Here is a 21,276-nt window from a genome sequence, read left to right as displayed (position 1 = left end):
TTTGATTAATAATTTCATAAAACGAGCTATTACGGGTGTACTCTTCGTTGCCATCTTGGTGGGGGGCATCCTTTATGACGCATTCAGCTTTGGTATTCTGTTTACCGCTATCAGCGCACTGACCATTTATGAGTTCGGACAGCTGGTAAATATGCGCGCAGAAGGAGTGAAGATAAACAAGACTATTAATATGCTCGGCGGGGCTTACCTATTCCTTGCAATCATGGGATTCTGCATTGATGCGGCCGATTCGAAGATATTCATCCCGTATGTGCTTTTATTGCTTTACATGATGATTAGCGAGTTGTATCTGAAAAAGGAAAACCCGGTACTTAACTGGGCTTATTCTATGCTTAGCCAACTTTATATCGGACTACCTTTTGCTTTGCTGAATGTATTAGCATTCCATAACGATCCGGGATCAGAATACAGTAGCGTAAGTTACAATCCTATCCTACCGCTATCTATCTTTATTTTCCTTTGGCTGAATGACACGGGAGCCTATTGCATCGGTTCATTGATCGGCAAACACCGGTTATTTGAACGTATCTCTCCCAAGAAATCATGGGAAGGTTCTATCGGCGGCGGAGTGGTAGCAATCGGAGTATCTTTTATACTCGCTCACTACTTCCCATTTATGTCAATGATTGAATGGGCAGGACTGGCCTTGGTGGTTGTTATATTCGGCACATGGGGCGACCTGACGGAGTCGTTATTGAAACGCCAGTTGCACGTTAAGGATTCGGGAACCATTCTTCCGGGACACGGTGGGATGCTCGACCGCTTTGACAGTTCCCTGATGGCTATACCGGCAGCAGTCGTTTATCTATATGCATTAACATGGTTCTAACGGGGGATTCTTTCTCAATCGATTAGAGCTGAAACAAAATACAAAAGGTCGGGAACTTCTACGGAAGTATCCCGACCTTTTTCACACACAGTAAATCATAGTTAGGTTATCGGATCGAAGAAGTGGAATGAACATCCTTCGCTGCTTCCGGTACACCGACCGGATGATCCAGATCAAGCACAATCACTCTTCCTTCTCCATGTTCTCTTGAGTTTATTGTCACCTTAAACCCTTTGGGTGCTACCCAGGAATCTTTCGGCGTAGGGAAGAATTTTTCCAGATTATAAGAAACTCGTCCCCATCCCCAATAGTCAGTCACATCCTCATATGTATTATAACGCAGTTCCAAATGTATGTAACCATCTTCATCCACATTCAATGTTCCCGGTTCTGACGGTTCGCCCGGCTCTCCCGGTTCCATCTTATTTTGCACAAGGCTGATACGATGTTTCTCCGAACGAGGCAACTCCTGACGGAAAATTACGTTCAGGAACTTTCCTCCCAACCACATATCACCCTGATAAATCAGAATAGGATCATTTCCGAATTCTTCCGCTTCTTCCTCTGTCGACATATCTTCCACTTCTTTTGTCAACAGTTCCTGTATGCCTTCCATCTTCACCTGAACTCCTTTTCCTCCTTCCATGTCATACAAAGGATTGAAAAAAGCCACAACACGTTCACCGTCCACTGGTTTAAACCAAGGAATAGAAGTAGCAACCGGATCAATCACCCCCCAATTATCACCTTCCAAATAATATCCTCCTCCACCGGTTGCACGAACAGTCGCCCAGTCCCAGCTGAAATCTCCAATAGAATAACCATCATCATCACATGATTGCAACATTGGCACTAATGCCAATAATAAGATTCCTAAAAGCCACTTAAATTTTTTCATATCTTTTTCCTTTCATTATTTTAGTCTTCTGCTTTATAAATAAAAAAGCCGTGCATTTACTGCATCGGCTTTACGTTTATTCAGAAAAAGAAAGTTATTTTTTCAACAAACGCAGCATTTCACGAGCTGCATGACGGGGAGCACCGGCAGGTCCTAACCGTTCGGCTACATATTCATACCCCGAAAGCATCTCATTTCTATATGCTTCATTTTCAATGATATTTCTCAATTCGCTCTGCATATTCTTCACGGTCATCGTATCTGCCACCAGTTCTTTGACTACTTCACGGTCGGCAATCAAATTTACCAACGAAATAAATTTCACTGTCAGGATATGACGCCGCAAAAAAAGAAACCACTTTCCCGATCGGAGTGTAATAACAAACCACTTGAGGAACACGAAACAATGCCGTCTCAAGCGTAGCTGTACCCGAAGTAACTAAAGCTACATCTGCATGCTGCAACAGGCTATAAGTCTGATCGAAAATGATTTTCACTTTCGCTTCTCCTACATATTGTTTATAATACTCGGGAGCAATGGCAGGTGCACCGGCCAAGACAAGCTGATAATCAGGAAAAGCGGAAGCAGCCTTCAACATATCCGGCAGATTATCTTTGATTTCCTGTTTCCGGCTACCGGCAAGAAGAGCGATAATCGGCTTATCCTCCAATTGGTTCTCCGCAATAAAGTGCTCCTTATTTTTCGGATGAGCTGCCTGATAGGCTGCCACCTCATCCACCGTAGGGTTTCCTACATAGTGAATGGGGTATTGATGCTTTCCTTCGAAGAATTCCACTTCAAAAGGAAGAATGGAGAAAAGCTCATCTACATCTCGTTTTATATTCTTGATACGGTATTCTTTCCACGCCCATATCTTCGGAGAAATATAATAGTAAACCGGTATCTGTGTCTTTGCATGGACAAACTTGGCAATATCAAGATTGAATCCCGGATAATCTACCAGAATAACAACGTCCGGTTCCCAGGAAACAATGTCTTCTTTGCAACGCTTCATATTTGCAAAGATAGTGCGCAGATGGAGTAATACAGGGATAAATCCCATGTATGCCAACTCCTTATAATGCTTCACCATCGTTCCTCCGACAGCCGCCATCAAGTCACCTCCGAAAAAACGGAAATCAGCCTGCGGGTCTTCTGCCTTTAAGGCAGCCATCAGATGAGAGGCGTGCAAGTCGCCGGAAGCTTCACCGACAATCAGATAATACTTCATTGAGTTGAGAGTTGAGAGTTGAGAGTTGGTAGGGATAGATGACTAACAGGGCGTCATGCTTTCTTTTTCAAATTTCAACTAATTAAACCATTTATTAAGTTCGTCCATAAAGTGATAAGCCGTCACGTCAACCGTAGTCGGGGTGATAGCAACATAACCATTTGCCAAAGCCCAATGATCGTTCTTCTCGTTTTCAGGTTCATGATCGGTAAATTCACCGGTCAGCCAAAAATAGTTAGAATCATTCAGACGAGGGCAGGCAGCCCATTCATTCGTCCAACGTCCTTTCGCCTGTTCACAGATTTTCACTCCTTTTATATCGGCTGTATCGGGGAAGTTCACATTCAGACAAGTTAAAGGAGGAAGTCCTTTTTCCAAGATCATGGCAGCGATATTGCGGATATAAGGTCCGGCAGCTTCAAAATCAGCATCGGGTGCATGATTGCACAAGGAGAAGCCAATAGAAGGAATTCCATTCAAACAGCCCTCAAAAACCACTCCCATCGTACCGGAATAATGCACGTTGGTGGCAGAATTATCTCCATGATTGATACCGCCGACTATCAGATCCGGAGTCCGATCGAGCACTGTGTTTCGTGCCAATTTGATGCAATCGGTCGGTGTTCCCGAACATTTATAAACAGTCAAGCCCACTTCTTTCTTTACTAACTGGTAATGAACCGGCTGCGTCACCGTCAGCGCACACCCACTACCGGAACGCGGAGCATCAGGTGCCATCACTATAATCTCACCCAAAGGGCGAAGAAACTTCACCAGTTCATTAATACCTTTAGCCATCACGCCATCGTCATTCGAAACAAGTATCAACGGCTTCTCTTTTTCCATATATTCAATCCTTTCCTTTTTTATATTCGCACAAAAGTAACAAAAAGAAGCCGTACCACCAAACACCTCCCCGCATCAGATCGAAAAGTCTCTTTCACCCCCACTCCTACCCGTTTACAAATCTTAATCTTCTGCAAGCGAGCAAAAAAAGAAATAAATATCCAATATAAATATGTATATTTGCAAGCTCATAAAGAGAAAGGTAAATGATGAACCTGTCGAAGTTTGGTAACCGTTTCGTCCGACAGTTATTAACAAAACAGGCGACTTATCAACAGAAATTGCAAAGTTTCTCTTTTTTCGTAGGCGCTCTAAGGATTTATCACTTATTTCGCTGCCAATAAATTTAGAGAATATGGGAAAAATTATTGCTTTGGCCAATCAAAAAGGCGGTGTAGGAAAGACAACGACTACGATTAATCTCGCAGCTTCACTTGCTACACTGGAAAAAAAGGTACTCGTGATAGATGCCGACCCGCAAGCTAATGCCTCTTCCGGTCTGGGAGTAGACATCAAGCAGTCGGAATGCACTATCTATGAATGTATTATTGACAGAGCCAACGTACAGGACGCTATCCTTGATACGGAGATTGATTCTTTGAAAGTAATCTCTTCGCACATCAATCTCGTAGGAGCAGAGATTGAAATGCTGAACCTCCCAAACCGAGAAAAGATACTAAAAGAAGTACTCACGCCTTTGAAGAAAGAATATGACTATATCCTGATAGACTGTTCGCCTTCATTAGGACTGATCACGATCAATGCCCTGACGGCAGCCGACTCCGTGATTATCCCCGTTCAAGCTGAATATTTTGCTCTTGAAGGTATCAGCAAATTGTTGAATACCATCAAAATCATCAAGTCGAAACTGAATCCGGCTTTAGAAATCGAAGGTTTCTTACTGACAATGTATGACTCCCGTCTGCGTCAGGCTAATCAGATTTACGACGAAGTGAAACGTCATTTCCAGGAACTGGTGTTCAACACCGTTATTCAACGAAATGTGAAATTGAGCGAGGCTCCCAGCTACGGTGTCCCGACCATCCTTTACGATGCGGAATCTACCGGCGCCAAAAATCACCTGGCCCTTGCTAAAGAGATTATCAACCGAAATAAATAAAAGAAAGAAGAAGATATGGCAACACAAAAAAGAAATGCATTAGGACGTGGTCTCGACGCCTTGCTCTCAATGGATGATGTGAAAACCGAAGGGTCTTCTTCCATTAATGAAATAGAGCTGGCAAAGATTACTGTCAATCCCAACCAGCCCCGCCGTGAGTTTGACGAAACAGCATTGCAGGAACTGGCTGATTCCATTGCGGAAATCGGTATCATCCAACCTATTACCTTACGCAAACTCTCGGACGATGAGTATCAGATCATCGCGGGAGAACGTCGTTATCGTGCATCACAAAGAGCAGGACTGAAAACGATCCCTGCTTATATACGCACTGCCGACGACGAAAACATGATGGAAATGGCGCTGATTGAAAATATCCAGCGTGAAGACCTGAATGCCGTAGAAATCGCACTTGCCTACCAGCATCTGCTCGATCAGTACGAACTGACACAGGAACGTCTTAGCGAACGTATCGGAAAGAAACGAACGACGATCGCCAACTACCTGCGCTTACTGAAATTGCCGGCTCCGATACAGATGGCCCTGCAAAACAAGCAGTTGGACATGGGACATGCCCGTGCACTGATTTCATTAGGCGACCCTAAACTACAAGTTAAAATATTCGAAGAAATACAAGAACACGGATATTCAGTCCGCAAAGTAGAAGAAATTGTTAAATCATTAAGCGAAGGAGAAGCTGTGAAAAGCGGCACACGGAAAATAACACCCAAACGTGGTAAACTTCCTGAAGAATTCAACTTATTGAAGCAACAACTCTCCGGCTTTTTCAACACCAAGGTACAACTCACCTGCTCTGAAAAGGGAAAAGGCAAGATCAGTATTCCTTTCGGGAACGAGGAGGAACTGGAACGTATCATGGAAATCTTCGATACGCTAAAGAAGTAAATGACAAGAAAAAGTAAGAAATATCAGTTACTAGTCAGCGCCCTGCTTCTCTGTTTTTTACAGGTGGCAGGGATTGATGTGTATGCACAATCCACAGTTACTCCGGCACGGAAAGATACAACAATCATACAGCGAGAAGCGCCGAAAGCCCGTGCACGAAGGCATCGTGATCCGATTATACAAGACTCGGTGAAGAAGGATTCTATCCAAATCATACCATCCAAAGAACTTCCGGCCATCGACAGTTTGTCAGCTGCTAAAATACAGATAGCGGACAGCTTGGATGCAGCCAACAAGAAAGAGCTGAAAAAGATAGAGCAACCTGCCTCCATTGTTGTAAAGACCGACACTGTGCCGCCACCTGCTCAAGATATCAACAAGAAAATATTTATCCCGAATCCGACCAAAGCAACGTGGCTGGCAGTCGTATTCCCCGGTGGAGGACAGATTTACAACCGTAAATACTGGAAATTACCTATTATATATGGAGGATTTGCGGGTTGTGCTTACGCCTTAAGTTGGAACGGTAAGATGTACAAAGACTATTCGCAAGCCTATCTGGACATTATGGACAGCAATCCGAATACGAAAAGTTACGAAGATTTGTTGCCCCCGAACTCCACTTATAATGAGGAGCAGCTAAAAAACACACTAAAAAGAAGAAAAGATATGTTCCGTCGTTATCGGGACCTTAGTATATTTGCTTTTATCGGAGTTTACCTGATCTCTATCATCGACGCTTATGTAGATGCAGAGTTGTCTAACTTCGATATAACCCCCGACTTGAGTATGAAAGTAGAACCGGCTGTAATCGACAATAACAACCAGTTCCGCTCCAACAGTTTTAAAAACAAGTCGGTTGGTCTGCAATGCGTATTACGATTTTAAAAAACACAATTTAGATTGATCTTATTATTGAAGCATGAAGAAATTAGTTAACTATTGTTCGATTATTTTTCTTTTACTAGTGGCCACGTCGCAGGTAAAAGCGCAAAGTGTAGATGTAGTGATTCGTGAAAATGGAACTGAACGCAAAGAAAGCATCGACCTGCCTAAAAGTATGACTTATCCACTTGACAGTCTATTGAATGACTGGAAAGCTAAAAATTATATTGATTTAGGCAAGGATTGCAGTACGGCTGAAATCAATCCTTTATTCAGTGACTCTGTCTATATCGACCGCTTGTCACGCATCCCGGCCATCATGGAAATGCCTTATAATGATATTATCCGCAAATTCATCGATATGTATGCAGGACGCTTGCGCAATCAGGTTTCTTTCATGCTAAGTGCCTGCAACTTCTATATGCCGATCTTTGAAGAAGCACTGGATGCATACGGACTTCCACTGGAACTAAGATATCTGCCGATTATCGAATCTGCGTTGAACCCATCAGCCGTATCACGTGCAGGTGCTTCCGGTCTGTGGCAATTTATGATTGGTACAGGTAAGATCTATGGTTTGGAATCAAACAGCCTGGTAGATGAACGCCGTGACCCGATTAAAGCGACTTGGGCTGCCGCACGTTACCTCAAAGAAATGTATGATATCTATGGAGACTGGAACCTGGTAATTGCTGCTTATAACTGTGGCCCCGGTACAATCAATAAGGCAATCCGCCGTGCCAATGGCGAAACTGATTATTGGAAAATCTACAATTATCTGCCTAAAGAAACACGTGGCTATGTGCCTGCCTTTATCGCTGCCAACTATGTGATGACTTACTACTGCGATCACAATATCTGCCCGATGGAAACTAATATTCCGGCAAGTACTGACACAGTGCAAGTAAACAAAAATCTGCACTTCGAACAAATCGCTGACCTTTGTAATGTACCTCTGGATCAGATCAAGAGTCTGAATCCGCAATATAAGAAGCAAATGATTCCGGGTGACAGCAAACCTTATACGTTAAGACTGCCTATTGACGCGATCAGTACTTTTATCGATAAGCAAGATACGATTTATACGCATCGTGCCGATGAGTTGTTCCGCAACCGGAAAACCGTTGCTGTAAAGGATATTACACCTGCAACCCGCAAAACGACATCAGCAGTTGCCGGTAAGGGAAATCTGACCTATTATACAATAAAAAGTGGAGACACTTTATCCACTATTGCCAGAAAGTATGGTGTCACAATTAAGGATATACAAAGGTGGAATGGAATGTCTAGCACTAAAATTGCAGCAGGAAAACGATTGAAAATATACAAATAAATAACTTCCTGCTTGCATCGTTCGGAAATTTGCTTATTTTTGCAGAACTAAGCAAGTGAAAGGATAACAATTATGGATAATCTGGCCCCCAAAGAAATAGCTGACGAAGAGATGATTAATCAGGCGTTCCACGAACTACTGAATGATTATCTCAATACTAAGCATCGCAAAAAAGTTGAAATCATTACGAAGGCTTTCAACTTTGCCAATCAGGCGCATAAAGGTATCAAACGCCGTTCGGGCGAACCTTATATTATGCACCCGATTGCCGTTGCCAGCATTGTATGCAATGAAATAGGTCTCGGTTCCACTTCTATATGTGCAGCCTTGCTGCATGATGTGGTAGAGGACACTGATTACACAGTGGAAGACATCGAGAATATCTTTGGTCCGAAGATCGCCCAGATTGTGGACGGACTGACTAAAATATCCGGTGGAATCTTCGGTGACCGCGCTTCGGCACAGGCAGAGAACTTCAAGAAGTTGCTGCTCACCATGTCGAACGACATCCGGGTCATTCTTATCAAGATAGCAGACCGCTTGCACAACATGCGTACCCTTGGTTCCATGTTACCCAACAAGCAATATAAGATTGCAGGCGAAACGCTTTACATCTATGCTCCACTTGCCAACCGCTTGGGGCTTTATAAGATAAAAACGGAGCTTGAGAATCTAAGCTTCAAATATGAACATCCCGAAGAATATGCGGAAATAGAAGAGAAGTTGAATGCTACTGCCGCTGAACGTGACAAGGTTTTCAACGACTTCACGGCCCCGATTCGTACCCAACTGGATAAGATGGGATTGAAATACCGGATACTTGCCCGTGTAAAATCAATCTATTCCATCTGGAACAAGATGCAGACCAAACATGTTCCTTTCGAAGAAATATACGATTTACTGGCTGTTCGAATCATCTTCGAACCACGTAATGAAGAAGAAGAGCTCAATGACTGTTTCGATATCTACGTTTCTATCTCCAAGATATACAAACCCCACCCGGACCGTTTGCGCGATTGGGTCAGCCATCCTAAAGCTAATGGTTATCAGGCATTGCACGTCACTCTGATGGGTAACAACGGACAATGGATTGAAGTCCAGATTCGTAGTGAACGGATGAATGACGTTGCCGAACAAGGTTTCGCAGCCCACTGGAAATACAAAGAAGGAGGAGGCAGCGAGGATGAAGGTGAATTGGAAAAATGGTTAAGAACGATTAAGGAGATATTAGATGATCCGCAACCGGATGCCATTGACTTTCTGGATACCATTAAGCTAAATTTATTTGCTTCTGAAATATTCGTGTTCACTCCTAAAGGCGAACTGAAGACTATGCCGCAGAACTCTACGGCTCTCGACTTTGCATTTTCCCTGCACACGGATATTGGTAGCCATTGTATTGGCGCCAAAGTCAATCATAAATTAGTGCCGTTGAGCCACAAATTGCAAAGTGGTGACCAAGTTGAAATCCTTACTTCAAAATCGCAACGCGTACAACCGCAATGGGAAGTTTTTGCAACCACTGCCCGTGCCCGCGCCAAGATAGCAGCCATTCTCCGCAAAGAGCGTAAAGCAAACCAGAAGATAGGAGAAGAAATCCTTAGTGAGTTTCTGAAAAAGGAGGAAGTCCGTCCGGAAGAAGCTGTTATCGAAAAGCTACGCAAACTGCATAATGCCAAGAATGAGGAAGAACTGCTGGCTGCCATTGGCAGTAAAGCAATCGTTTTGGGAGAAGCGGACAAGAATGAACTGAAAGAAAAGCAAACCAGTAACTGGAAGAAATATCTGACTTTCTCTTTCGGCAATAGCAAAGAGAAGCAGGAAGAGAAAGAACCGCAGGAAAAAGAAAAAATCAACCCGAAAGAGGTGCTCAAACTGACGGAAGAAAGTTTGCAGAAGAAATATATCATGGCCGAATGTTGCCATCCTATTCCCGGTGATGATGTATTGGGATATGTGGATGAAAACGACCGGATCATTATCCACAAACGCCAATGCCCTGTTGCCGCCAAACTGAAGAGCAGTTATGGCAACCGTATATTAGCAACAGAATGGGATACACACAAAGAATTATCTTTCCTGGTATATATATATATAAAAGGTATAGACAATATGGGACTTTTGAATGAAGTCACCCAGGTTATCTCCAGGCAGCTCAATGTAAATATCCGTAAGCTAACCATCGAAACCGAAGATGGTATCTTTGAAGGAAAAATTCAGTTATGGGTACATGATGTGGATGATGTAAAAACCATCTGCAACAATCTGAAGAAAATACAGAATATCAAACAGGTGAGCCGTGTAGAAGAATAGCTTTCAAACGGTAAATAAGAAAACGATGAACGGTGAATAAGTTGCAGTATCATGCAAATTGTTCACCGTTCATTTTGTTATGAGGTTTCTTGCCTATCGAATCCATGATCGATTAGCATTTATTTATTCCCGTCCATCCAATTCGCGTTTAATAGCCAAAAGCTCTTCTTTTATCGCTTTCAGCTTATTTACAATCTCATAATTACGAACCGTAGCTTCTTTATTATCCTTCAAACGTTGCCGGGCACCGGGAAGTGTCATGCCCTTTTCTTTTACCAAATGATAGATAAGACCGATCGTTTCTACGTCTTCTTTGCGGTACTGACGTATTCCTCTTCCCGCTGTCTTAGGAGAGATTTGCGGAAATTCCTTTTCCCAAAAACGGAGCAATGACGGATTGACTCCGAACATGTCGGCAACCTCCCCTATTGAATAATATAGCTTCAATTCTTTGTCTGTATTAAGCATAACACTCCTGTTTTAAGATTTTAATCGAATACTTTACCATGATTGGCTGCCAACTGAATCATCTTTTCATAATCTTCGGCACTCAAATCCATGAAATAATAATTGACCGGATTCACTACCTGCCCTTTCACGTGCACTTCATAATGCAGATGCGGACCGGTACTTTTTCCTGTACTACCCACTTTTCCGATAATCTCACCACGTACCACTTTCTTTCCGACTTTCGTATTAAATCCCTGCAAGTGAGCATACCGAGTGAGATACCCGAAGCCATGATCTATCTCAATGGTATTACCATATCCGGTTTCCCATCCCACTTTCACCACTGTTCCGTTTCCGGTAGCATATACATCCGTTCCCGGATGAGCAGAGAAGTCCATGCCTGCATGGAACTTTGTCGTACCATAAATAGGATCGATACGTGTACCATAACCGGATGCTGTCTGACGAAGATCCTTATTCGAAATAGGCTGTATGGCCGGAATACATTTCAGCATCTCATCATGGTTCTTACACATATCAATCACATCATCGAAAGATTTCGACTGGATATAAAGCCTTTTGGAAAGCACGTCCAATTTTTGAGTCGTGTTCACCACCAGCTTGGCATTCGCCAAATCCATCAGTTCTTCGTAACGGTTCGTCCCGCCATAACCTGCCTGACGAATAGCCGGAGAAACAGGATCTGCCTGTAAAATCACTCGATACAGATTATCGTCACGTTGCTGAATATCCTGAAGCACCCCCATAGCGTCGTCCAAACGCCGGGAAAGCACATTGTACTGCGCCAAAAGACGGCTGTTTTCAATTCTTAATTCCTTCTCCGACGGAGAACCAAAAATCAAAAGCAATACAATAAAGCAACCTGCTCCCAACCCCATTCCATAGAAAAGCCGACGCAGGATACTAAGCGCACGCTGCCGTACGGTAGGGTAAATTCGATCATAAGTCTGGGTCTGTGGATTATAGATGTAGTATACTTTGCGCATCTTTTTGGAAATATTTCGCTTGTTAATACGGCAAAAGTAATAAAAACAAGCTATCTTTGCACAGTTTTTACGAATTTATGAGTTGTGATTTATGATTTATTGGGGATTCTTCCCCTCTCTCATATCCCACAGCCCATAATTCATAATTCATAAATCATAATTCTTCATTATATGTTGACTGCAAAAGAGATCAGAGATTCATTCAAGAATTTCTTTGAGTCGAAAGGACACCACATCGTTCCCTCGGCTCCGATGGTGATTAAAGATGACCCTACCCTGATGTTTACGAACGCGGGTATGAACCAGTTTAAAGATATTATTTTGGGTAACCATCCGGCGAAATACCAAAGAGTCGCGGACTCGCAAAAATGTTTGCGTGTAAGCGGAAAGCATAATGACCTGGAAGAAGTAGGACACGATACGTACCACCACACCATGTTTGAAATGCTTGGTAACTGGTCGTTCGGCGATTACTTCAAGAAAGAAGCGATCAGCTGGGCGTGGGAATATCTGGTAGAAGTCTTGAAACTGAATCCGGAACATCTCTATGCAACCGTATTTGAAGGAAGTCCCGAAGAAGGATTGAGCCGTGACGACGAAGCTGCTTCTTATTGGGAACAGTTCTTGCCAAAGGATCACATCATCAACGGTAACAAACACGACAACTTCTGGGAAATGGGTGATACAGGACCTTGCGGACCTTGTTCCGAAATCCATATCGACCTCCGTCCTGCTGAAGAACGCGCCAAGATCTCCGGTCGCGACCTCGTGAACCACGATCATCCGCAGGTAATTGAAATCTGGAATCTCGTATTCATGCAATACAACCGCAAAGCAGATGGCAGCCTTGAGCCGCTTCCTGCAAAGGTTATTGACACCGGTATGGGATTCGAACGCCTTTGTATGGCTTTACAAGGAAAAACATCCAACTACGATACAGACGTATTCCAGCCAATGCTGAAAGCTATTGCAGCTATGTCGGGTACAGAATACGGAAAAGATAAGCAGCAGGACATCGCCATGCGTGTAATTGCCGACCATATCCGTACTATTGCATTCTCTATCACAGACGGTCAGTTGCCTTCTAACGCGAAAGCTGGTTATGTGATCCGCCGTATCCTTCGCCGTGCTGTTCGTTACGGATATACTTTCCTCGGACAGAAACAGGCATTTATGTATAAGTTGCTTCCTGTATTGATTGATAATATGGGAGAAGCTTATCCTGAGCTGGTTGCACAAAAGACACTGATTGAAAAAGTAATCAAGGAAGAAGAAGAATCATTCCTCCGCACTTTGGAAACTGGTATCCGTCTATTGGACAAGACAATGGAAGATACCAAAGCCAATGGAAAAACTGAAATCAGCGGTAAAGATGCTTTTACTTTATATGATACATTCGGTTTCCCGCTCGACTTGACAGAGCTGATTCTCCGTGAAAACGGAATGACTGTCAACATTGAAGAGTTCAATGAAGAAATGCAGCAACAGAAACAGCGTGCACGTAATGCCGCCGCCATCGAAACAGGTGACTGGATTGTACTGAAAGAAGGGACTACTGAATTCGTTGGTTACGATTACACTGAATACGAGGCTTCTATCCTTCGTTACCGTCAGATCAAACAAAAGAACCAGACATTGTATCAGATTGTACTCGACTATACTCCGTTCTATGCAGAAAGTGGTGGTCAGGTAGGTGATACAGGTGTATTGGTGAGCGAGTTCGAGACGATTGAAGTGGTCGACACAAAGAAAGAGAATAATCTTCCGATACATATTACCAAAAAGCTACCCGAACATCCGGAAGCTCCGATGATGGCTTGTGTAGATACCGACAAACGTGCTGCCTGCGCAGCCAATCACTCGGCGACCCACTTGCTGGATGCTGCTTTACGTGAAGTATTGGGTGAACACATCGAACAGAAAGGTTCATTGGTTACACCGGATTCATTGCGTTTCGACTTCTCTCACTTCCAGAAAGTGACCGATGAAGAAATCCGTAAAGTTGAACATATCGTCAATGCAAGAATCCGCGCTAATATCCCATTGAAAGAATATCGCAATATTCCTATCGAGGAAGCTAAAGAGTTGGGAGCTATCGCTCTCTTTGGTGAAAAGTATGGCGACAGAGTTCGTGTGATCCAGTTCGGCACTTCTATCGAGTTCTGCGGTGGTACACACGTAGCTGCAACCGGAAATATCGGTATGGTAAAAATCATCTCCGAAAGTTCTGTTGCTGCCGGCGTTCGCCGTATTGAAGCTTATACCGGAGCACGCGTGGAAGAAATGCTGGATACAATACAAGATACACTTAGCGACTTGAAGGCTCTCTTCAACAATGCTCCTGACTTGGGTATTGCAATCCGCAAATATCTGGATGAAAATGCAGGATTGAAGAAGCAGGTGGAAGACTTCATGAAAGAAAAAGAAGCAGCGCTGAAGGAAAGACTGTTGAAGAATATACAAGAAATTCACGGCATCAAAGTGGTTAAGTTCTGTGCTCCGCTACCGGCAGAAGTAGTGAAGAATATCGCTTTCCAACTTCGTGGTGAGATTACAGAAAACTTGTTCTTCGTTGCCGGAAATATAGATAACGGAAAACCGATGCTGACAGTCATGCTTAGCGACAATCTGGTTGCGAGTGGTCTGAAAGCTGGCAATTTAGTGAAAGAAGCTGCCAAACTAATTCAAGGCGGTGGCGGTGGTCAGCCTCACTTTGCAACCGCAGGAGGTAAAAACACTGACGGACTACCGGCAGCTGTTGAAAAAGTACTGGAGCTAGCAGGAATCTAAAAGTAAATGAAAAGGAGTCTAATAAAAAGATAATAGGCTCGTTTTACATAAAGATTTAAAATTAGGCGCAGATTACGCGAATTACACGGATTTTTTATTCTTAAAACCGTGTAATCTACGAAATCCGCGCCTAAATATTACACTAATCGAGGCACCGATAAGCACTGTCCGGCACCGAGGAATATCGACCGGATGTAGAAGTCTATTTGTCTCTCTTAAAAAATATTAAGCCTATAATTTAGGCTTGTCACAGTTTTTTTCTACCTTTGTGACCAGATTAATTATTTTTCTTATCCTTCAAATAAATAAAATAAGTAATCACTAATACCTAAAGAATGATGAGAACACCTGCTTATCTATGCCTGCTGTTAACCTGCATGCTCATTTCTTGTACCCCTACGCAAGAGAAACACGAAATAGATTACACATCTTATGTAAATCCATTTATCGGAACAGACTTCACTGGAAACACTTATCCTGGTGCCCAAGCTCCTTTCGGCATGGTGCAACTTAGCCCGGACAACGGACTCCCCGGATGGGACCGTATCTCCGGTTATTTCTATCCGGATAGTACGATTGCCGGTTTCAGCCACACGCATCTCTCCGGCACTGGAGCGGGAGATTTGTATGACATCTCTTTCATGCCTGTCACTCTTCCCTACAAAGAAGCGGAAGCACCACTTGGCATCCATTCTAAATTCTCCCACAAGGATGAAAGTGCTCATGCCGGTTATTATCAAGTACGCCTGACTGATTATAACATCAACGTCGAACTGACTGCCACCGAGCGTTGTGGTATCCAACGTTATACGTTTCCGGAAGCCCAATCTGCTATCTTCTTAAATCTGAAGAAAGCCATGAACTGGGATTTTACCAACGATTCTCATATCGAAGTCGTAGACTCCGTCACCATTCAAGGTTACCGTTTCTCCGATGGCTGGGCACGCGATCAACACATCTATTTCCGCACCCGATTCTCCAAGCCTTTTGAGAAAATGGAACTGGACACAACTGCCATCATCAAAGACAATAAACGTATCGGCACAGCTGTTATCGCCCGCTTCGATTTCAACACCCAAAAGGATGAACAGATATTGGTAAACACTGCCATTTCCGGTGTCAGCATGGAAGGAGCAGCCAAAAACCTGCAAACTGAAGTCCCCGAAAATGACTTCGACAAATACTTGGCGGAAACAAAAGCAAACTGGAACCGCCAGCTCGGAAAGATTGAAATAAAAGGTGATAATGAGAACGATAAAGTGAACTTCTACACCGCTCTCTATCACTCAATGATTGCTCCAACTATTTACAGTGATGTAGACGGAGCTTACTACGGTCCCGATAAGAAAGTACACCAGACCGACGGCTGGGTTAATTATAGCACTTTCTCCCTATGGGATACATACCGTGCTGCCCACCCGCTCTTTACTTATACCGAACCCGAGCGTGTAAACGACATGGTGAAATCCTTCATCGCCTTCTACGAACAGAATGGCCGTCTGCCAGTGTGGAACTTCTACGGAAGTGAAACAGACATGATGATCGGTTATCATGCTGTTCCTGTTATTGTAGACGCCTATCTGAAAGGAATCGGCGACTTCGACACAAAGAAAGCCTTGGATGCTTGCATAGCAACGGCTAATCTGGATAATTACCGCGGCATCGGACTCTACAAAGAATTAGGATACATACCTTACAACGTAACAGACCACTACAACGCAGAAAACTGGTCGTTATCCAAAACACTGGAATACGCTTTCGATGACTATTGCATTGCCGAAATGGCGAAGAAGATGGGCAAACAAGACATTGCGGACGAATTTTACAAACGTTCTCAAAACTACAAGAATGTATATAACCCCGCTACTTCTTTCATGCAGCCACGTGACGACAAAGGCATCTTTATCAAGGACTTCAAGGCCGATGACTATACACCACACATTTGCGAAAGCAACGGATGGCAATACTTTTGGTCTGTTCAGCATGACATTAACGGACTGATCGCCCTTGTAGGAGGTAAAAACCGATTTGCCGAAAAACTGGACAGTATGTTCACCTATCATCCGGCAGCAGATGACGAACTTCCGATCTTCAGCACGGGCATGATAGGACAATATGCGCATGGCAATGAGCCAAGCCATCACGTTATTTATCTGTTCAATGCTATAGGACACGAAAATCGCACACAAGAATATGTGGCCAAAGTGATGAACGAGCTCTACAAGAACGAACCAGCCGGTCTTTGTGGCAACGAAGATTGCGGACAGATGTCAGCATGGTATGTATTCAGTGCGATGGGATTCTACCCCGTCAATCCCGTCAGTGGAAAATATGAGATAGGTACTCCCCTATTCCCGGAAATGCAATTACATCTGGCAAATGGAAAGACTTTCACCGTATTGGCCCCCAAAGTAAACAAAGAAAATATCTATATCCAATCCATCAAAATAGATGGAAAACCGTATGACAAAACATATCTTACTCACGAGCAAATCATGAGTGGAGCGACTGTCGAATTCGAAATGAGTAACACCCCTAAAGCAATTGGAGTCATATTCGAAGATAAAAAACCATAAACGAAACATGAACTTAGTCCATCGAGAGAATGAATGAAAACTTTGATGTAACCTATAAAGCACTATTTCGGCGGTACTATCCCAGCCTGATTTTCTATGCAACCCGTTTGGTGGGAGAAGAAGAAGCAGAGGATGTAGTGCAGGACGTATTTGTAGAATTATGGAAGCGGAAAGACCACATAGAGATAGGCGACCAAATCCAGGCCTTTCTCTATCGTGCCGTTTACACCCGTGCCCTTAATGTCTTGAAACACCGCAGTGTGGAAGACGGTTATTGTGTTGCCATGGAAGAAATCAACCAAAGACGCGCAGAATTCTATCAACCGGACAACAACGAAGTGATTCGGAGGATCGAAGACAAGGAACTCCGCAAGGAAATTCATGATGCAATTAATGAGCTCCCTGACAAATGCAAAGAGGTTTTCAAACTTAGCTATCTGCATGATATGAAAAACAAGGAAATAGCCGATATTCTCGGAGTTTCACTCCGCACGGTGGAAGCCCATATGTATAAGGCTTTAAAATACTTGCGTGGCCGACTTGATCCTCTTTGGACGATTCTTTTCTTATTTTTATGGCGATTATAATAAGTGTTTTTGCGTTTTGAATTGTATTACTAATATGAAGGAAAAGAAAATGAGTAATCTGAGTGAAGAAATAATAAACAGATATCTGACAGGACAGTGTTCTGAAGAAGAGCTTATCGAGGTCAATGCCTGGATGAAGGAATCGGAAGAAAACGCCCGCCAGCTCTTTCGTATGGAAGAAATTTATCATTTGGGTAAATTCGACCAGTACACTGATGAACAACGGATACTTCGTGCGGAAAAACAACTCTACAAAAAGCTGGACGAAGAGAAAGGTAAACAGAGCAAAATATTAAGCATGCATCGCTGGATGAAATATGCCGCAGTGATTGCTGTGATGTTAGTCATGGGTGGTGGAGTCGGATATTGGTTCTATCAAAGCGGAAACAATCAACAAATGATGGTTGCAGTAGCCAGCGAAGGCATTGTTAAGGAGGTAGTCTTACCGGATGGTAGCAAGGTTTGGCTGAACAATGCAGCAACCTTGAAATATCCACGTGAGTTCTCCGAAAAGGAACGCAATGTCTACCTGGAAGGAGAAGCTTATTTTGAGGTCACCAAAAACCGCCATAAGCCATTCACCGTTCAAAGTGACGCAATACGCGTACGCGTATTGGGAACTACGTTCAATTTAAAATCCGATAAGCGTTGCCGGATAGCGGAGGCGACACTTATTGAAGGTGAGATTGAAGTAAAAGGCAATAAGGAAGAGGGGCAGATTATCCTCACTCCAGGGCAACGTGCGGAACTGAACAAAAATAATGGACGATTGACCGTGAAACAAGTGGATGCCAAATTGGATGCTGTTTGGCACGATAATCTGATTCCATTCCAAAAAGCAGATATCTTCACTATCACCAAAGCGCTGGAGCGTTTCTATGATGTGAAAATCATTCTGTCTCCTGATATTCAGACAGGTAAAACTTACTCCGGTGTACTGAAAAGGAAATCGAATATCGAGTCAGTGTTGAAATCATTGCAAAACTCTATACCTATTGATTATAAAATTGTCGGAAACAATATCTTCATTTCTCCCAAATAAGAAGTAAAAGATGAACCGGCTAAAACTTAAAAGCTATTAATACCATGAAATTAAAAACATTCCTAATAGTAGGATGTTTAGGAGGTTTATTCACACTTAGCTCCTGCACAGCCCCCACTAATGTAAAAGACTATAGTGCTTACGTCAACCCTTTCATCGGTACCGGTGGACATGGTCATACCTTCCCCGGAGCGGTAGTTCCCCACGGGATGATTCAGCCCAGTCCGGACACCCGGATTGATGGTTGGGATGCTTGTTCCGGTTATTATTATGCCGACTCTACCATCAATGGCTTCTCACACACCCACGTCAGCGGTACAGGTTGTTGCGACTATGGAGATGTCTTGCTCATGCCAACTGTGGGTAAACAACAATATCGTACAACCGATCCCCAAAGCCAACGCCTAGCATACGCTTCCTCTTTCTCACATAAGAATGAAATCGCAGAACCAGGATATTATTCTGTCTTTCTTGATACTTACCAGGTGAAAGCTGAAATTTCATCCACCAAACGAGGAGCAATCCATCGCTATACTTTTCCCGAAAACGCCGAATCCGGATTTATCATCGACCTGGATTACAGCCTGCAACGACAGACTAACTCCGAGATGGAAATAGAAGTAATAAGCGATACGGAAATCTGTGGACACAAGAAAACAACTTATTGGGCTTTCGACCAATATATCAACTTCTACGCTAAATTTTCCAAGCCATTCTCTTATACGCTCGTTACGGATTCTATCACCATGGACAATGGCAAACGGCTTCCTGTCTGCAAAGCATTATTGCATTTCAACACCAGTAAAGACGAGCAGGTTCTTGTTAAAGTAGGTGTGTCCGCTGTCGATATTGCCGGTGCACGGAAGAACGTTGAATCAGAAATTCCCGGATGGGATTTCGAGAAAGTACGTAAAGACGCACGTACGGCATGGAATGAATATCTTTCCAAAATTGATATTACAACTTCCGATAAAGAAGATAAAGCCATCTTCTACACGGCCCTCTATCATACGGGAATCAGTCCAAATCTGTTCACTGATGCAGACGGACGTTATTTAGGAATGGATCTTGAAGTGCATCAAGGAGACACCCTTAATCCGATATACACTGTATTTTCTTTATGGGATACTTTCCGTGCGCTACATCCGCTAATGACTATCATTGATCCTGATCTGAATAATCACTTTATCAATTCGTTAATTAAGAAGCATCAGGAAGGTGGGATATACCCCATGTGGGACTTGGCTTCCAATTACACCGGCACTATGATTGGTTATCATGCTGTTCCGGTCATCGTGGATGCCTACATGAAAGGGTATCGCAATTTTGATGCCAAAGAGGCTTATAAAGCCTGCCTGCGTGCCGCCGAATATGACACTACCGGCATCAAATGTCCGGATTTGGTATTGCCTCATCTCATGCCTAAAGCAAAATATTATAAGAATGCCATCGGATATATCCCTTGTGACCGCGAAAACGAATCAGTGGCCAAAGCTCTGGAATATGCGTATGATGACTGGTGTATCTCTATCTTTGCAGAAGCAATGAGTGATTTTGAATCCAAAGCAAAGTATGAACGCTTTGCCAAGGCGTACGAATTTTATTTCGACAAATCAATCCGCTTCATGCGTGGACTGGACTCAAAAGGTGAATGGCGTACTCCATTCAATCCGCGTGCATCTACTCACCGCAGCGATGATTATTGTGAAGGAACAGCTTGGCAATGGACTTGGTTTGTGCCGCATGATGTAGAAGGATTAGTCAATCTGATGGGTGGAGAAGATGCTTTTGTCCAGAAACTCGATTCCTTATTCTTGGCCGATTCATCACTTGAAGGTGAGACAACCTCATCAGATATCAGCGGACTTATCGGGCAATATGCACATGGAAACGAACCAAGTCACCATGTGATCCATCTATATAACTACGTTAACCATCCTTGGAGAACTCAAGAGTTGGTGGATAGCGTTTACCGAAGTCAGTATACCAACAGTATAGACGGTCTTTCGGGTAATGAGGACTGCGGTCAGATGTCTGCCTGGTATATACTCAACTCTATGGGATTCTATCAGGTATGTCCCGGCAAGCCGGTATATTCCATCGGACGTCCTGCCTTCGACAAAGCAGTTATCAATCTGCCTGAAGGAAAGACTTTCAGTATTGTAGTAAAGAATAATGGGAAAAAGAATAAATACATTGAAAGTGTATTGCTGAACGGTAAAGCTCTAAACATTCCATTCTTTAACCATCAGGATATTGCGAATGGAGGAACGATGGAAATCAAGATGACCGATCATCCTACGAAATGGGGAGTCCTCTCTCCAGCTCTCTCCTCCAAAGAAGAGGAATGAGTTGGTACTAGCTGTTCAAATTGAAATAAAAAAAAACAAAACCTTGAAAAATAAATTGGCTCAATCGATTTCTGATTCGATTGAGCCATA

15 protein-coding genes and 1 pseudogene are annotated in these 21,276 nt (G+C 43.3%); 11 read left to right on the top strand and 5 right to left on the bottom strand.

Annotation, left to right across the window (positions count from 1 at the left end):
* The first annotated feature begins 1 nt into the window (after nucleotide 1).
* A complete protein-coding gene (locus BSCG_RS07180; protein WP_004310986.1) occupies nucleotides 2-850 on the top strand; it encodes a phosphatidate cytidylyltransferase in 849 nt (282 codons plus the stop codon).
* Nucleotides 851-956: 106 nt separating this feature from the next.
* Here the strand turns inward: BSCG_RS07180 and BSCG_RS07185 are convergent, their stop codons facing one another.
* From BSCG_RS07185 to surE, 3 genes and pseudogenes are all read right to left on the bottom strand, one after another.
* The gene (locus BSCG_RS07185) at nucleotides 957-1,748 is read right to left on the bottom strand and encodes a NigD-like protein (RefSeq protein ID WP_004310987.1); all 792 of its coding nucleotides are present in this window, start codon (nucleotides 1,746-1,748) and stop codon (nucleotides 957-959) included.
* Nucleotides 1,749-1,842: 94 nt separating this feature from the next.
* Nucleotides 1,843-2,980, bottom strand: a pseudogene (lpxB, locus tag BSCG_RS07190) (lipid-A-disaccharide synthase).
* Nucleotides 2,981-3,058: 78 nt separating this feature from the next.
* Nucleotides 3,059-3,826 (bottom strand): 5'/3'-nucleotidase SurE, encoded by a 768-nt coding sequence (gene surE, locus BSCG_RS07195; protein ID WP_008776782.1) that lies wholly within the window; start codon nucleotides 3,824-3,826, stop codon nucleotides 3,059-3,061.
* Between the two features lie 355 nt (nucleotides 3,827-4,181).
* Here surE and BSCG_RS07200 point away from each other — a divergent pair, with 355 nt between their 5' ends.
* The 5 genes from BSCG_RS07200 to BSCG_RS07220 all read left to right on the top strand — a co-directional run bounded on the left by BSCG_RS07200 (nucleotide 4,182) and on the right by BSCG_RS07220 (nucleotide 10,383).
* A complete protein-coding gene (locus BSCG_RS07200; RefSeq protein WP_004310990.1) occupies nucleotides 4,182-4,946 on the top strand; it encodes a ParA family protein in 765 nt (254 codons plus the stop codon).
* Nucleotides 4,947-4,961: 15 nt separating this feature from the next.
* Nucleotides 4,962-5,852, top strand: coding sequence for a ParB/RepB/Spo0J family partition protein (locus BSCG_RS07205; RefSeq protein WP_004301392.1), 891 nt, complete (start codon nucleotides 4,962-4,964; stop codon nucleotides 5,850-5,852).
* Nucleotides 5,853-6,740: a DUF5683 domain-containing protein gene (locus tag BSCG_RS07210; protein WP_004301390.1), complete on the top strand. Its 888-nt coding sequence runs from the start codon at nucleotides 5,853-5,855 to the stop codon at nucleotides 6,738-6,740.
* A gap of 34 nt (nucleotides 6,741-6,774) precedes the next feature.
* Entirely contained in the window at nucleotides 6,775-8,070 is a 1,296-nt protein-coding gene (locus BSCG_RS07215) for a lytic transglycosylase domain-containing protein (protein ID WP_004301388.1), read from the top strand.
* A 72-nt stretch (nucleotides 8,071-8,142) separates the two neighbouring features.
* The gene (locus BSCG_RS07220; RefSeq protein WP_008776780.1) at nucleotides 8,143-10,383 is read left to right on the top strand and encodes a RelA/SpoT family protein; all 2,241 of its coding nucleotides are present in this window, start codon (nucleotides 8,143-8,145) and stop codon (nucleotides 10,381-10,383) included.
* A 123-nt stretch (nucleotides 10,384-10,506) separates the two neighbouring features.
* Here the strand turns inward: BSCG_RS07220 and BSCG_RS07225 are convergent, their stop codons facing one another.
* Together BSCG_RS07225 and BSCG_RS07230 are read right to left on the bottom strand one after the other, a co-directional pair.
* The gene (locus BSCG_RS07225; protein ID WP_004301384.1) at nucleotides 10,507-10,851 is read right to left on the bottom strand and encodes a MerR family transcriptional regulator; all 345 of its coding nucleotides are present in this window, start codon (nucleotides 10,849-10,851) and stop codon (nucleotides 10,507-10,509) included.
* 20 nt (nucleotides 10,852-10,871) lie between these two features.
* Entirely contained in the window at nucleotides 10,872-11,840 is a 969-nt protein-coding gene (locus tag BSCG_RS07230; protein ID WP_004305395.1) for a M23 family metallopeptidase, read from the bottom strand.
* Between the two features lie 171 nt (nucleotides 11,841-12,011).
* Between BSCG_RS07230 and alaS the strand changes: the two genes are divergently transcribed.
* The 5 genes from alaS to BSCG_RS07255 all read left to right on the top strand — a co-directional run bounded on the left by alaS (nucleotide 12,012) and on the right by BSCG_RS07255 (nucleotide 21,186).
* Entirely contained in the window at nucleotides 12,012-14,630 is a 2,619-nt protein-coding gene (alaS, locus tag BSCG_RS07235) for an alanine--tRNA ligase (RefSeq protein ID WP_004305396.1), read from the top strand.
* Nucleotides 14,631-14,968: 338 nt separating this feature from the next.
* Nucleotides 14,969-17,206, top strand: coding sequence for a GH92 family glycosyl hydrolase (locus BSCG_RS07240; RefSeq protein ID WP_032849661.1), 2,238 nt, complete (start codon nucleotides 14,969-14,971; stop codon nucleotides 17,204-17,206).
* Nucleotides 17,207-17,235: 29 nt separating this feature from the next.
* A complete protein-coding gene (locus BSCG_RS07245; protein ID WP_008776778.1) occupies nucleotides 17,236-17,793 on the top strand; it encodes an RNA polymerase sigma-70 factor in 558 nt (185 codons plus the stop codon).
* 34 nt (nucleotides 17,794-17,827) lie between these two features.
* Nucleotides 17,828-18,835 (top strand): FecR family protein, encoded by a 1,008-nt coding sequence (locus tag BSCG_RS07250; RefSeq protein ID WP_032849654.1) that lies wholly within the window; start codon nucleotides 17,828-17,830, stop codon nucleotides 18,833-18,835.
* Nucleotides 18,836-18,879: 44 nt separating this feature from the next.
* A complete protein-coding gene (locus BSCG_RS07255) occupies nucleotides 18,880-21,186 on the top strand; it encodes a GH92 family glycosyl hydrolase (protein ID WP_008776776.1) in 2,307 nt (768 codons plus the stop codon).
* Nucleotides 21,187-21,276 lie beyond the last annotated feature (90 nt).

The organism is Bacteroides sp. 2_2_4, from assembly GCF_000157055.1.
Taxonomy (GTDB): domain Bacteria; phylum Bacteroidota; class Bacteroidia; order Bacteroidales; family Bacteroidaceae; genus Bacteroides; species Bacteroides ovatus.
Note: the sequence above shows the minus strand (reverse complement) of the source record. Positions and strands in the feature narration are given on the sequence as shown.

Excerpts from the sequence above, each read along its gene's own strand:
- BSCG_RS07185 (WP_004310987.1), bottom strand. The coding sequence starts at position 1,748 with ATGAAAAAATTTAAGTGGCTTTTAGGAATCTTATTATTGGCATTAGTG.
- surE (WP_008776782.1), bottom strand. The coding sequence starts at position 3,826 with ATGGAAAAAGAGAAGCCGTTGATACTTGTTTCGAATGACGATGGCGTG.
- BSCG_RS07200 (WP_004310990.1), top strand. The coding sequence starts at position 4,182 with ATGGGAAAAATTATTGCTTTGGCCAATCAAAAAGGCGGTGTAGGAAAG.
- BSCG_RS07205 (WP_004301392.1), top strand. The coding sequence starts at position 4,962 with ATGGCAACACAAAAAAGAAATGCATTAGGACGTGGTCTCGACGCCTTG.
- BSCG_RS07210 (WP_004301390.1), top strand. The coding sequence starts at position 5,853 with ATGACAAGAAAAAGTAAGAAATATCAGTTACTAGTCAGCGCCCTGCTT.
- BSCG_RS07215 (WP_004301388.1), top strand. The coding sequence starts at position 6,775 with ATGAAGAAATTAGTTAACTATTGTTCGATTATTTTTCTTTTACTAGTG.
- BSCG_RS07220 (WP_008776780.1), top strand. The coding sequence starts at position 8,143 with ATGGATAATCTGGCCCCCAAAGAAATAGCTGACGAAGAGATGATTAAT.
- BSCG_RS07225 (WP_004301384.1), bottom strand. The coding sequence starts at position 10,851 with ATGCTTAATACAGACAAAGAATTGAAGCTATATTATTCAATAGGGGAG.
- BSCG_RS07230 (WP_004305395.1), bottom strand. The coding sequence starts at position 11,840 with ATGCGCAAAGTATACTACATCTATAATCCACAGACCCAGACTTATGAT.
- alaS (WP_004305396.1), top strand. The coding sequence starts at position 12,012 with ATGTTGACTGCAAAAGAGATCAGAGATTCATTCAAGAATTTCTTTGAG.
- BSCG_RS07240 (WP_032849661.1), top strand. The coding sequence starts at position 14,969 with ATGAGAACACCTGCTTATCTATGCCTGCTGTTAACCTGCATGCTCATT.
- BSCG_RS07245 (WP_008776778.1), top strand. The coding sequence starts at position 17,236 with ATGAATGAAAACTTTGATGTAACCTATAAAGCACTATTTCGGCGGTAC.
- BSCG_RS07250 (WP_032849654.1), top strand. The coding sequence starts at position 17,828 with ATGAAGGAAAAGAAAATGAGTAATCTGAGTGAAGAAATAATAAACAGA.
- BSCG_RS07255 (WP_008776776.1), top strand. The coding sequence starts at position 18,880 with ATGAAATTAAAAACATTCCTAATAGTAGGATGTTTAGGAGGTTTATTC.